Here is a 14401-nt window from a genome sequence, read left to right on the forward strand (position 1 = left end):
GACGCCCCCTTTCATTTTTATATGAATTTTAATATAAGTAAATATATAAAGTGAGCTGATATACCTGCTGTTAATCCACCAAAGGTATGACTAACAATAGCTTTACCTGTTAATTCTCTACACTTTAAACCATCCATCATTGCAACGTGAGTACTTAGATATCCACTCCAACACATTCCCATAGCTGTAAATACTGCAATTTCATTACCACCTATCAATCCATTTTTTAACATTTCCGGTACCAAACCAATTGCAGCTCCTGCAGCCCCTAAAGATGTTATCGGGAAAGCTATAGCTTCTGGACTTTGGAAACCAAATAATGGAACTAATATGAATTGTAGTTTTTCCCCAATCCAAGGTAAGAGTGCAATACCTTCTGATGCAGCTCCAGTGTAAACTCCAGATGCTGATGGTCCATTAGTAAGCATTAAAACTAAAGTACAAATTATTAAAACTCCTGGAATTATAGCAAGTCCCATTTGTACTCCTGAAGCTCCTCCTTCAAGCATAGCACCTATAAATCTTTCTCCAACACTTCCATCTCTAATTTCTCTATAATTCATCATGTCAAAACCAGTATCATTATCTTGTACACACATTTCTTCTTTGCCATAAATTTTTGAGGTTTGTCTAAGCATTAATCTAGTACTTACAATACTTCCTATTAAAGCTCCTACATTACCTATTATCGCTGGTAGTATAAAACTTTCTCCTATAGGTGACTTTTGTCCCATCATATAGGTAGTAATAATCAACCCCATTCCAAAGGCTGTTCCTAAATTAGTTAAAGCTGGCAACTGATATTTTTTAAAATATCTTCTAAATCCTTTATCATCTGCTAAAGTAAGTATAGCAGGATTATCAGAAAGATAGGTGGTTAAAACTCCTATAGCACTAGCACCAGGCAAATCATACAGCGGTTTCATTAATGGTGATAACAATCTGTTAATTAACGATACCACTCCAAATTCTGATAGAAGTGCAGATATAGCTCCTGCCAATACTGCAATAGCCATTATATAAAAAACTGTTTTCATTAATAGGCTATACGCAGTTTCCATTAGGGTATTAAACATATTTATTGTTCCCATAACACTTCCCATACCTATGAAAAAACCTAAAAATAAAATTATAAATATAATACCTTCTTTGCTAACGGCCTTTTTCAAACCCTTTTTATGTGTCAATTATTGCTCCCCCTTATTTTAAATTTTAAATCTTTTATGAATATTCCATATTTATTATGAATTATTTATTCATTAATGTCAATGGTTATTATTCGTAAATTTTTTCACTTATTATTTCATATTTATAAATATTTTTAAACTAAATTTTATATATAATTATTATTTGAATTTAATTTTCATTTTAACAAATTATATCCTTATATTATGTATTCCTTTACATTTTTTTTATTTATACCATATTAATTATTTCTTAGAATAAAAGGTATCTAGAAATTTTATTATCTAGATACCTTTATCTTATGACTTTTTAATCCACATTTATTTAAAACTTTACCCTACATTGGAAAAATTCTTGTTCAGAAATTCCTGAAACTCCACTAATGCAAAAACTATTACTTTCTTTATCATCAATAAATTTATTCATTATTAGCGAATCATCAAATTTAATTTCCTTAATAAAGTTAAGTTGCATATAAGATATTTTCTTTTCTGTATGCCAATCTAAAGGAAAAAAATCTTCTATAAAAGAAACATATTTAGCATTATTAACATGATTATTTATATCTATATCATTATAGTATAGTTCCCTATTTACAGTTTCTATAGCCTCACCTGGCATCTTTATCTTGTTAAGCTTATTATCAATGACATCCCCTACATCAATATTTATATCGACTGGACACATGGACGGCTTTTGCGGATGTCTAGTTTCAATATCTACAATTAAATAATATATCAAAACTCTACCAATAACTTGTCCATCATTATCTTTAATCTTAAATCTTCTTTTCATAAAGACTTTTTCACGGCCACCTAAACAAGTTTCTACTGTTATATCTTCTCCAACCTTAGGATATCTCTCCATTGTAATTTCAACTCTAGATACTACCCAAAATAATCCTTTATTCATCATAGACTGAAAATCCACCCCCAAAATTTGAGAATGACCTTCTGAAACTTGTTGAACATAATCCATTATTGTAAATAATTTAACATTTCCCTTAAAGTCTCCTTCATGAAACTTTATAGTAAATTGTTCTTTATAATTTAGCTCCAAAATTACACCTTCTTACGCCACTTTTCTTCTTTATTCTTTATTTATATTATCTTACTATGTAGATTTAATAACACAATTAGTATATCATAATTTATATATAACATAAAGTTAAGACGAGGAGAATAAGTTATGAATAATTTAACAAATAAGCACTTAGTTGTTATTTCAATTGATGGATTAAAAGCAGCTGATTTTGATATAATAAGTAACTTACCAACTTTTTCACAATGTATTCAAAAGGGGTCAGTAGTTAGAAATGTTAAATCTATATATCCATCATTAACATATCCAGCTCACACTACCATAGTTACAGGTAAGTATCCTAAAAACCATGGGGTTGTAAACAATAAATTATTACAACCTGAAAAAGCTGCTCCAGATTGGTTTTGGTTCAGAAAATATGTAAATGGTCCAACACTATATGATATGGCGAAAAGTAGAGGGCTTACTGTAGGATCTATATTTTGGCCTGTTACTGGTAGATCCTCTATAAAATATAATATGCCTGAAATTTTCTCTAACAATAAATATATATCTCAAGAAATGGCATCACTTCTAGGTGGAAGCCCTATATACCAATTCAATTTAAACAGAAAATTTAAACATCTCCTTGATGGAATAAAGGAGCCTAACTTAGATAATTTTGCTACTGCTTGTGCTATAGAAACCATTAAAAAGTATAAACCTAACTTACTTTTACTACATCTCTTAGACTTAGACAGTCAACGTCATGGTTATGGTACTGATTCTAAAGAAGCTGTAGATTCACTTCATCGCCATGATGGAAGATTAGCTGATGTAATAAAAGCTCTGAAAGAAGCTGGTATATATGATAATTCTTCTATAGTTATTTTAGGTGATCATGGATTTCAAGACTTTAATAAAGTTATTACCTTAAACACCATATTTAAAAATANNTCGGTGACAATAATCGACTTAATTCTTGGAGAGTATATGTAAAATCTTGTGATGGAAGTGCCTATGTATATGTTAAGGATGACTTTAATAAAAATCTCTCCTCAAAAGTTTATAATATTTTAAAAACCTTATCTCTTGATGAATCTAAGGGAATTGCAAAGATATATAGAAATGATGAGATAATAGATTTAGGTGGTGATCCTAAGGCTACATTTATGATTGAAGCTAAAAGAGGTTTTATTTTTATAGATAAATTAAATGATAGTATAGTGACTCCAACCACTCCTAAAGAGGGAAAATCTAACGGAAATCATGGTTATCATCCTAATAGTCCTGATATTCATACTCTCTTTATTGGATGTGGTGAGGAGTTTAAAGAAAACTTTTTTATGGATAATATGAATTTAGTGGACATAGCCCCTACCCTATCAAAAGTTTTAGGTATTAAATTTCCCAAATGTGATGGAATGGTAATTGATGAAATATTGACTATCCCTTAATTCTTTAAGAATAATCTATGATGTAATAAAGAGATAAGAATTTAAATTAAATTCTTATCTCTTTCCTAATTATTATACTATCATATGCATACAAAGCGTACTCAACGTTCCAACTACAACTCCTGCACCTACATCTGTTGGATAATGTACTCCAAGATAAACTCTTGAAAATCCTACAAGACTAGCAATTACTATAGATACTACTGCTAATCCAGTAAAGCTTAGTGCAATACTAACTCCAATTGAAAAAGCTGCAGTGGTGTGACCAGATGGAAATGAATAATCATCTACACCTATCTTCTTTATGTTTAGCGTTGGAAACTTTATATATGGTCGTATCCTATTTTTTACTCTCTTTAAAAAGTGAGTAATACCGCCAGAAGTAATAATTGATAAAGATGCTAGAAATCCTAGGTTCTTAATTTCTTTACTTTTAGACATAACAGTCATCACAACAAAAACCATACAAAATGTGGCAGATCCTAAAAATGTTATATATGGCATAATTTTATCTAAAAACTTACATCGTAATTTTTTATTTATAAATTGCAATAGTGTTATATCCACTTTTTTTATTAATTCTATCATAGATCCTCCTAAAAACATCATAAATAGATTATATATAAAAATAAGATAAAATAAAAGTTTTTCATTTAATTCTTTCTTGTTTCTCTCTTATAATAAATAATTAGATTTTATGAATATATTATTTAGATTATTATTATAGTATATTTATTAGGATAAATGTAGTTTAAATGATAAAATATTTATAAGAAATATGTTTTATACATGTTATATATTCACATTTAGGAGGTCTCTATGGAAATTTTACAATTAAAAGAAATAAAGAAAAAGATTCTAAGAAAGCTTTATAACTCTCATTTCTTAAAATCTGAAAATATATCACAAAAATTTCTTGATAAGCATATAAACTCACCAGTTTTTTTATACACACTCCAAGACATTTTAGTGGAAAAAGACTTTTCTCCATCTAAAGTTCTTTATCTATGTACTCCTTTATTAAGTGATTTATATGAAGGTGGTCCTAATGAATGGTTAGTATATTTATATAATTATGCCTTAAGCAAGAATTTTAAAGATGCAGTAACTATAGAATTAGATTCAAAATTAACTTCAGGATGTGAAATATTCCTTAGAATTTATAAGGTTCTATGTAATATAGAAAAATCCATATCTGATTCAGATAGTTGGCAAGCAAAATATCCTTTAACCACTTTAACAGATAGTGAAATTGAAGAACTAGAAAGAAAAGATGAATATTTAAAATTCATTAAAGCCTTTGACCGTGACTATGTATATGAAATGATGAAGCTTAATGGAGAAATATTTAAGTATAATACTCTAGATCACATCTGTGGTGTACATTACCTAGCTATGTTTTTAGCACGCCAACTTAAAGCTAAAGGCTTACCTATAGATTTAGGTAGAGTCTCTGGAGCTGCTGCTGGACATGACATTGGAAAATATGGATGTAAAGGTGAAGAACTAAAACGAGTTCCACATCTTCACTACTATTACACAGACCAATGGTTTAGAAAACACAATATAAACTATATTAGAAATATAGCTATAAATCATTCTACTTGGGATTTAGAACTTGAAAATCTATCCTTAGAATCATTAATACTCATATATTGTGATTTTAGAGTTAAAAATATATTTACTAATTCATATCCTACTATGCATATTTTTTCTTTAGAAAACTCTTTTAAAGTAATTCTTCAAAAACTAGAAAATGTTGATGCTAAAAAAGAATCTCGTTATAAAAAAGTATATGGCAAGTTAAAAGACTTCGAAAATTACATAAAGAGTATTGGTGTAAATGTTGACTTAGATTTTAAAGAAGACAATTTAACTTCTGCAAACCCTCCAATATACTCTTTGCTTAGAGGAAAAGAAATAACTAATAGCATGAAAAATTTAGCAATAAATCATAATATAAATCTTATGTATTTATTACGTGATGAATATTCGTTAAATACTATATTAGAACAGGCTCGAAGTGAGAATAACTGGAAAAATCTTCGCCAATATATAAGAGTGTTAGAAGAATATTGTACTTACTTTACTCAAAAACAAAAGCTACAAACTCTAGAATTTCTTTATGACAATTTAACTCATAGAGAAGATGATATTCGCCGTCACTGTGCATATCTAATAGGAAAATTAATAGCTATTTTTGATGAAGATTATAGTAAAGAATTACCTAAGAATGTATCTGTAGATAAACCTAACATAAATAGTTATCAATTATTTGAACAGTATATTTCATTAATGCTTTATCCTAGTGGTAAATTAGTAAATGCTCATAAAAACTGGATTGGCTATAATACTAAAATCATGGTTAATTCTGTTTTTATAAATTCCAGAAAAATTTTTATGAAAACATATAGAAGTATTCTCTTAAAAAACTATATGTCTCAAAACATAACTTCTTTTGAAACTCAGCTGTATTTACTCTATACCGCAAAGTATATATCTTTTGAGTCCTATGATGAAACTTTAGATTCACTCATAGAATTCATTATTGATAAAGTAAAAAAAAGAAATGTAGTTATAAGATTAGCTGCTCTTGAAAGTTTAAACGATATAATTCCTAAAATACCACCTACTCATTCTATACTTGATTATATAATTAAAAATCTTGGAGAAATTAAAACTAGAAGGAAAACTTCATCTGAAAATTATTTATATCTAAAAATTTTCACAATTCTTAATATGGATGACCATATATATCTTTTTAAAACTTACTGTAAGGAAGATTATAATAAAATCCCTGATATACTCCTTAGCAACTTGAAAACAGCTACTAATTGGGTGGTAAAAAAACATCAGATAGATATACTTCTTAATTATACACTCTATATTGCGCCAACTACAGGACTTCATACTTGCATTCACTTTTGTAATATGTTAAAAGTTAGTGCTATGGAAACTGTTAGAAATAGTGCCGGCTCTTCAANNCTTCAATACTTAAAATTATGCCTAACCTAAATGATTCAGAAAGAAATGAAGTAGCTATAGAGCTTTTACGTGGACTAGAAATTGAAGGCCAGAAATTCACAGAATATATATCACCTTTCTTAGGTCAGATAATCTTATGGCTAGCACCTAATGAATTAGATGAAATTATTGATGATTTAAAAAGCAAAATTAAAACTTCAAATGAAGATGTTAAAATACTAATTCTTAAAGCTATAGGAATATCCTTGTCTAACTATTATGTATATAAATCTCGTTTTAATGAAAATGAAAAAATTTATAATGAAAGATTAAAATCAATGTTATCTATTATTTTAAACGGTATAGGTGATTATAAGGATAAGGTTAAACAAGCAGCCATAATAACTCTGGGTAAGGATATATTTGGAAATTCAACAATTTCTTTAAATGATAAGTTATTTGTTTTTAAACTAGTAGCTAAAAAAATTCTTACTCTTATAGGTAATGATGACAACAATAGATTACTTTTATTGACCAATGCAGCTGCTCTAAATCACATCTATAGATTTATAGCAGACTATACTTTTTTAAATGGCGATATTCTTATAGATATACCTAAGAAAATAGCATTTTTCCCTGGTACCTTTGATCCTTTCTCTTTAGGACATAAGAATATTTCTAAAGCAATTCGCGATTTAGGTTATGAAGTATATTTAGCCGTGGACGAATTTTCTTGGTCTAAAAAAACCTTACCTAATCTTTTAAGAAAAATATTAATTAATTTATCAATTTGTGATGAATTTAATATATATATCTATCCTGAAACTATGCAAGTGAATATATCTAATACTAATGATTTAAAATTGCTTAAGGAATCATTTTCAGAATCTCAAATATTCTTCGTTTCTGGAAGCGATGTACTTTTAAATGCCTCTTGCTATAGTAATTCTGTAGAGGAAAATTCCATTCATACTTTTAATCACATAATTTTTGAAAGAGGTAATTCAAAAAAACTTTTAGCTGCTAAATCTCTTATAAAGGGTACCGTAGAAGTACTAAAACTTCCAGCTAAATACTCTACNNNNGTCAAATCAGAAACTATATAGATAAAAATAGAGATGTTTCAACCTTAGTAGATCCTTTAGTTTCTCAATATATACATGAAAATGGTTTTTATCAACGAGAACCTCTAGATAAGCTATCTCTAAATGAAAGTCACTTAGATTTTGAATTTATTGATGAAGTTACTGATAATATAATATTGAAATTATTCTCTCATTTAAACTCTAGTAATGAAACAAAATCTATCTTATCAAAACTTAAAGATAAGGAAGCTCCTAAACTAGTAGTAATTAAAGATTCTAAAAAAAGTGAAATTCTAGCTATTGCTGCCATGCATTGGGTTCGTTCAAATAATCTTTACCATGAGGTTAAAGATGAGAATATTTCTAGAACACTTCGTTCCCTATCTACAGGAAGAATGATATTTATAGATGGAATTTATGTTACTGATAGAGAAAAACATAAATTTCTTGAGCAAATTATTTTAACTGAGGCTTTATCTTATGCTATTTCTAAAGATTATGAATACGCTGTGTTTAATCCATGTCATAGTTCATTAACTAGCTCAACCTTAGTAGAAATAATGCTATCCCAAGGTTTTGTAAATATTGGCTCTGAAAATAAGGAATCTCCTGTATTAGCAGTTAATATGACTAGTCCATGTATTTTGAACTTAGATGTAGAAAATATTTTTAAAGAACCTTTTAGAAGTAACTCTAAAATTAAGAATGTAATTAATTCTAGAAGAAAATTATTGCAAGGTGCTCTTTCAAAATTATATCCTAATGAACTTTTACTTTGCTTTAATAGCGAGGTACTTCATCAAAAAATGATAAGAAATATTTGTTATGAAAATAATATTTCTACTTATGTAAAAGCATCTAAGGAATATGGTGAAGCTATGTGTGTACCTTATGGTGACATTTTAGATAGAGATTTAGTACCAAATACTGTTACCAAATCTCTTCATACAGAAAAGTATTATTATGGTGATATGAAGAACTTCTTTATAGGCGAATCTCCATATTATCTATCTTTAAATAACCAGCTGAAAATGATAAAGTCCTTTAATCGACCAATTTTTTTAGTAGATAACATTCTCCATAAGGGGTATAGAATGAGAGCCTTAGATCCTATACTAATTAACCAAGGAATTAATGTGAAAAAAATTCATTGTGGTATTCTCTCTGGTCGAGGAAAAGATTTAATGGATATGCAAAATAGGCAAGTCTCTAGCGTATACTTTATACCTAGACTGAAAATTTGGTTTAATGAAAATTCTTTATATCCATTTTTAGGTGGAGATGCTATATGGAGAGGAGAGTTTCCTAAACGAAACTTAATTCCATCAATTAATAGTATATTACCATACACTTACCCAGTATTCATAAAAAATACTTCCCACGAAAATGTTTATAAATTTTCTAAAGTTTGTCTTGAAAATTCTATAGAAATATTAAAAATACTTGAAAGAGAATATCATAACTTATATGGAAGAAATCTAACCCTTTCCTCACTAGGCGAGGTTATAACCACCCCTCGAAGCCCAGATATTGGAAAGGGAATTGAATATGATTTAACATCTACTCCATCAGCCCTAGTTGAAAAGGATTTAGAACTACTTACCAGACTTGAAAATATGCTATAAAAGGAGAGTTATATATGTTTTACTATATATTTAATTATAATTTAATTATAACTAATGAACCTGTAATGCGAGATGACTTTATCTCTACAGATGAAAATTTCTGTAAAAACTATACTGGCAAAATCTTTGCTTTAACTTCTATAGAATGTGAAATTTCTAGAAGAGCCTTTATAGTCTCTACTGAAAATCTTTTGTTTTTAGATAAAGAGGATTTAAGTATACTTAAATCCTCATATAAAATAAATAAAACAATACCTATCTGGCTTAAAAATGCCATTAATGAAAAAAGAGTTATTTCCTTAAATATTAATTATCCAAACTTTCTAGATGTGATAGTCTATTCTACTCCTCTAAAGTGGAGAGTAAATGTAGTTGGTTTAGGTGATGTAGGTGCCACACTATTAACTGGCCTTAGACTTCTTGGTCATGATGTAATATCAAGTTTAGGCATTTATGATAAGGATTTGAAAAAAATGAATCGACTTAACCTTGAATTATCTCAAATTTTATCTTGTGACGGTAAAGAAAATAATCTGCAAATTATTCCGTTAAAGGAAGAAGATTTATTCAACTGTGATATGTTTGTATTTTGTGTATCTGTAGGTATTCCTCCTATAGGCAAAGAAGCAAAAGATGTAAGACTTGTACAGTTTGATGATAACAGAAAAATCTNNAAAGTTTAAAGGAATCTTTGCAGTAGTATCTGATCCTGTAGATTTATTATGCAAATCACTTTTTATTGATAGCAATAAAAATAAGGCTGGTACCCTTGATTTTCAAGGTCTTGCTCCAGAGCAGATTCGCGGATATGGATTGGGGGTTATGAATGGTAGAGCAGCTTATTATAGTAATTTCAGGGAAGATACTGCGAATTATTTACAAGAAGGTAGAGCTTTTGGTCCCCATGGTGAAGGATTAATCATTGCTAATAGTATTGAAAACTTCAATGAGTATGCCTCAGATTTTCTTACTGAAAAGGCGAAAACTGCAAATCTGGAGGTTCGTGCTACTGGATTCAAACCTTATATAGCTCCAGCCCTATCTTCAGGTACTCTCAGCATCCTTGATACCATTAAAGGTAACTTCCACTATTCTTCAAACTTTATTGGTGGTACCTATATGGGGTGTAAAAATAAATTTTTACATGGATGTACAGAAAATGAAATATTGGATTTGCCTTTAGAATTAATGAATAGATTAAATAATACCTATAATCTTTTAAATGAATTGTATAATAAAAAATAATAAGAATAAACTGTTTATATATCAAATATTTTATTATAACAAAAATGATATTTATAATACTTTGTTAGGAGGGATAATAATAGAAACTTTATATGTGATAATACCAAATAAAAATACATCTCCTATATTGAATAATATGGTGTCTTATTCACTTGAAAATATAAATCATGTAGTAATAGATGATGTATATAATCTTCCTGATTTATCCTATAAAAAATTACTTTTTGTAGCTCAGGTAGAGGATGTTGGTTATGATATCCCTATGATTAACCTTCTGTCAAAACTTCTAGAGAACGGTAAAGACACCTTGCTTGGATCTACCGGTGCTATTCTGATATATAGTACTGATGACCATGGTACAAAATGTTTTGCTCAAGATATTGTATATGTTGCTAATAATATGGGATGTGCTTTTATAGGCCATCCTCTAGTGGAAGCTACTAGTTCTTTAAAAAATTTTTCAACGTGGCAAAAGACTATGGATATGTCATTAAAAGATATTTGTTATGAGCTTTGCAGGAAACTAGTCAATCGCCTTGTAAAGGATAATCCTAAGACTCTTCAAAGTGGAAAAATTTCTGTTATATACTCTAGTCCACATGAATCATCTAATACCTTAGACCTATGGCACCTAGTATCTGATCATATTAATTATTTTGAAATCAATGAAATACAAATTGAAAGAGGAGAAGTGCTAGATTGTATTGGATGTCCTTATAAACTTTGTCTTCATTATGGAAAGAAAAAAGGTTGTTTCTATGGAGGTATTATGACAGAAAATGTTCTTCCTGCCATCGAAGAAAGTGATGCAGTAGTTTGGCTATGCCCTAACTATAACGATGCTATAGCAGCTAATTTAACAGCTGTAATAAACCGTCTTACAGCACTATATAGAAGATGTAATTTTTATAACAAATCCATCTTTGCAGTAATAGTATCTGGAAATTCTGGTAGTGATTCTGTTGCTAAACAATTAATAGGTGCCCTTAATATAAATAAAGGATTTAGGCTTCCACCTTATTTCTCTATTCGTGCCATAGCTAATGATCCTAAAACAATTTTTTATGTAGAAAATATAAAGATGAAAAGTGAAGTTTTCGGTAAAATAATTATAAATAATATAAAGGTGTAGAGATTGCTCTCATACACCTTTATATTATTATTATTTTTATTTACTTACTAGCTACTTTAAATAAATTGAAGCTATTTTTTAAGATCATAACTCCAATTTGTAATACCACCTAAATCACACACATTAGAATAATCTAAATATTCTAGCATCATTGCTGCTCTAGCACTTTTATTGCCGCTATAGCAATATACACATACAGTTTCATCTTTATCCTGAACTATATCTTCAATATCATGAGAAATATCACTTAAAGAAATCAATATGGCCCCTTCTATATATCCTTCTCTGTAAGCCTGCTCATCTCTTAAATCTAGTATAACTAATCTCTCATTGCTATCCATTTTTCCCCTTAATTCTTCTACTGAAATTTTTCCCATACTTATTAACCTCTCTTTTGTTTCGATTTACAGCACCTACTCTTATATTCATAACTAAATTAATTTTATTACACTATATAATTAACTTTTTCTTATAGATTCTGTGAACATATACACTTAGTATAGCTGCAGTAGGGACTGCCACTATCATTCCAATAGCTCCTGCATACCCTCCTCCAATAGTTAAAGCAATTAAAGTCCAAACAGCTGGAAGTCCTACACTACCACCTACAATCTTAGGTTGTATAATATTACCATCAATCTGTTGATATAAAATTAAAAGTATAAATCCCCATATTCCAAGTGTAATACTAGAAAATATACCCAATACAAATGCTACCACAGCTCCAATAGCAGGACCTATATAAGGAATTACATTACATATACCTGCAATTACTCCAACAAGTACAGCAAAGGGATGATGAATCATTAACATAAGTATAGATGAAACTATACCTACAATAAGGGCATCAAGTAAAACTCCTCTTACAAATCCTCCTACAACTTCATCTAAATCTATAATGAATTGTTTAAGTACTGTTCCTAACTTCCCTGGTATAAAAGCTCTTCCAAATCTCCTAATAGTTTTAAATAACATCTCTTTGTCTTTTAAGAAATAAAATGTAAATATTATACTCAGAACAAAGTCTATCATAAAAGAACCAAAACCATAAATGCTATTGGTAATTATATTAACTATTTCTTGACCAATAACTGCAAACGCTGCTGTTACCTTATCTATATAAGTACTAATTTGTTGATAATTTATATCTAAAGTAGCAAAATACGAATTCAAGTTATTTATTCCATTTCTTACTATACTCTCATATTGTGGAATATTATTTATTAATGATTTTGCATTCTCTAAAAGAGGTGGAATTATAAAGTTAAATATCAATACTACTGATAGTATGATTATAAAAAAAACTAATACAATACTTATAATTCTATATATCCAATTAAATTTATTATTTTCCTTTACACTAACACATTTTTTAATAAAGATCTCAATACGCCTTACTAAAGGAAATAACAAATATGAAATTATAGCTCCTATTATTATAGGTCTTATTACACTTAAAAATCCTAATATTGCATCTTTAAATATAGTAATAAAAGTACCACCTCTACTTACTATTTCATAGCCTATAAATAGGGCAATTCCTGTAATAACAGCTACAACTCCAATATTTATATACTTTCTATCTATACCTAACTTTTTATCTATTCTAAACCTATCCCACATACGATTTGCTCCTTTATAAAGCTTGTTTTTATGTTGATTTAATAATATTATAATGCAAATAATTCATCTATATTTGCATTATAACACGAGTAACCTAAAATTAACAAAAAATAAATATATTATTAACTTTTAAATAATTAATTTGCAAATTAAAAGAGTTCTCAATATAATTAGAGTAGTTATTTGTAACCTTAGTTTAAATTAACTACAAATTTAATTATATGAGGAGATAAAACATGGAAAATATATTTGTTATTTTAAAAGGAATGGTTATTGGTGTGTCCAATGTTATTCCTGGTGTTAGTGGAGGAACTATGGCTGTAGTTCTAGGTATTTATGATAAACTTATATCTGCTGTAAATAGCTTTTTTAAAGATTGGAAAAAAAATATTTTCTTTCTTGCTGAAATAGCTATAGGTGCCGGCTTAGGTATAATACTATTTAGTAAATTAATTACAAATCTATTAACAAACCACCCTGAACCAACCAACTTCCTTTTCATAGGATTGATTTTAGGGTCATTTCCTATGTTATATAAAAGAGCAACAAAAGGAAAAGTTAAAAAAATAAATTATCTTTGGTTTCTTGCAACTTTCATACTAATGGTAATTATGTCTATATATAGTGATATAGAGGTTAGTACTATAGCTATGACTAGTTTAAGCGTAAAATCTTTTATATCCCTATTCCTAGCAGGATTCATTGCAGCTGCTACTATGATTCTTCCAGGAGTAAGTGGTTCTTTAGTACTTTTAATTCTTGGACTATATACTACTTTTACTAATGCAGTTTCTACCTTTAATATTCCTTTACTTATTCCTGGTGGTTTAGGTGTTCTTGTCGGTATATTGACTATGACAAAGCTCATAGAATCCTTTATGAGTAAATATCCTCAACCTGCATATTTTGCTATTTGTGGATTAATTTTAGGTTCTGTCTTTCCAGTATATCCTGGTTTTACTTTTAATTTATCAGGAATGCTATCTATTATAACTTTTTTAATTGGTTTTATTCTTACATATATACTTGGGAGAAAAGAAAATAATTAAAATATAAAAAGTAAAG

At 28.6% G+C, this 14401-nt stretch carries 11 protein-coding genes; 6 read left to right on the forward strand and 5 right to left on the reverse strand.

Translation table 11 applies throughout. The features are described from left to right. Positions 1 to 17 precede the first annotated feature (17 nt). A complete protein-coding gene (locus B2671_RS01430) occupies positions 18 to 1187 on the reverse strand; it encodes a CD0519/CD1768 family membrane protein (protein ID WP_346868814.1) in 1170 nt (389 codons plus the stop codon). A gap of 322 nt (positions 1188 to 1509) precedes the next feature. Then, entirely contained in the window at positions 1510 to 2244 is a 735-nt protein-coding gene (locus B2671_RS01435) for an acyl-[acyl-carrier-protein] thioesterase (RefSeq protein ID WP_346868815.1), read from the reverse strand. Between the two features lie 129 nt (positions 2245 to 2373). Here B2671_RS01435 and B2671_RS01440 point away from each other — a divergent pair, with 129 nt between their 5' ends. After that, a complete protein-coding gene (locus B2671_RS01440; RefSeq protein ID WP_346868816.1) occupies positions 2374 to 3204 on the forward strand; it encodes an ectonucleotide pyrophosphatase/phosphodiesterase in 831 nt (276 codons plus the stop codon). Between the two features lie 173 nt (positions 3205 to 3377). Continuing rightward, entirely contained in the window at positions 3378 to 3662 is a 285-nt protein-coding gene (locus tag B2671_RS01445; protein ID WP_346868817.1) for a hypothetical protein, read from the forward strand. 72 nt (positions 3663 to 3734) lie between these two features. On the opposite strand, the gene B2671_RS01450 is transcribed toward B2671_RS01445, so the two are convergent. Beyond that, entirely contained in the window at positions 3735 to 4250 is a 516-nt protein-coding gene (locus tag B2671_RS01450; RefSeq protein ID WP_346868818.1) for a phosphatase PAP2 family protein, read from the reverse strand. A gap of 2714 nt (positions 4251 to 6964) precedes the next feature. Here B2671_RS01450 and B2671_RS01455 point away from each other — a divergent pair. From B2671_RS01455 to B2671_RS01465, 3 genes are all read left to right on the forward strand, one after another. After that, positions 6965 to 7732, forward strand: a complete 768-nt coding sequence (locus B2671_RS01455) for a hypothetical protein (RefSeq protein WP_422653215.1) — start codon at positions 6965 to 6967, stop codon at positions 7730 to 7732. Positions 7733 to 7887: 155 nt separating this feature from the next. Further along, positions 7888 to 9336, forward strand: coding sequence for a hypothetical protein (locus tag B2671_RS01460; RefSeq protein ID WP_346868820.1), 1449 nt, complete (start codon positions 7888 to 7890; stop codon positions 9334 to 9336). 1324 nt (positions 9337 to 10660) lie between these two features. Then, positions 10661 to 11713, forward strand: a complete 1053-nt coding sequence (locus B2671_RS01465; protein ID WP_346868914.1) for an NAD(P)H-dependent oxidoreductase — start codon at positions 10661 to 10663, stop codon at positions 11711 to 11713. A 71-nt stretch (positions 11714 to 11784) separates the two neighbouring features. Here the strand turns inward: B2671_RS01465 and B2671_RS01470 are convergent, their stop codons facing one another. Then, complete coding sequence (locus B2671_RS01470) at positions 11785 to 12090, reverse strand: rhodanese-like domain-containing protein (protein WP_346868821.1); 306 nt, start codon at positions 12088 to 12090, stop codon at positions 11785 to 11787. Positions 12091 to 12163: 73 nt separating this feature from the next. Next, entirely contained in the window at positions 12164 to 13336 is a 1173-nt protein-coding gene (locus B2671_RS01475) for an AI-2E family transporter (protein WP_346868822.1), read from the reverse strand. Between the two features lie 236 nt (positions 13337 to 13572). On the opposite strand from B2671_RS01475, the gene B2671_RS01480 reads away from it, so the two are divergent. Then, on the forward strand, positions 13573 to 14385 hold the full coding sequence (locus tag B2671_RS01480; protein WP_346868823.1) for a DUF368 domain-containing protein: 813 nt from the start codon (positions 13573 to 13575) through the stop codon (positions 14383 to 14385). The last annotated feature ends 16 nt before the right edge of the window (positions 14386 to 14401 follow it).

It is taken from the genome of Clostridium sp. UBA5119 (genome assembly GCF_002414285.1).
Lineage (GTDB): Bacteria > Bacillota > Clostridia > Clostridiales > Clostridiaceae > Clostridium_J > Clostridium_J sulfidigenes.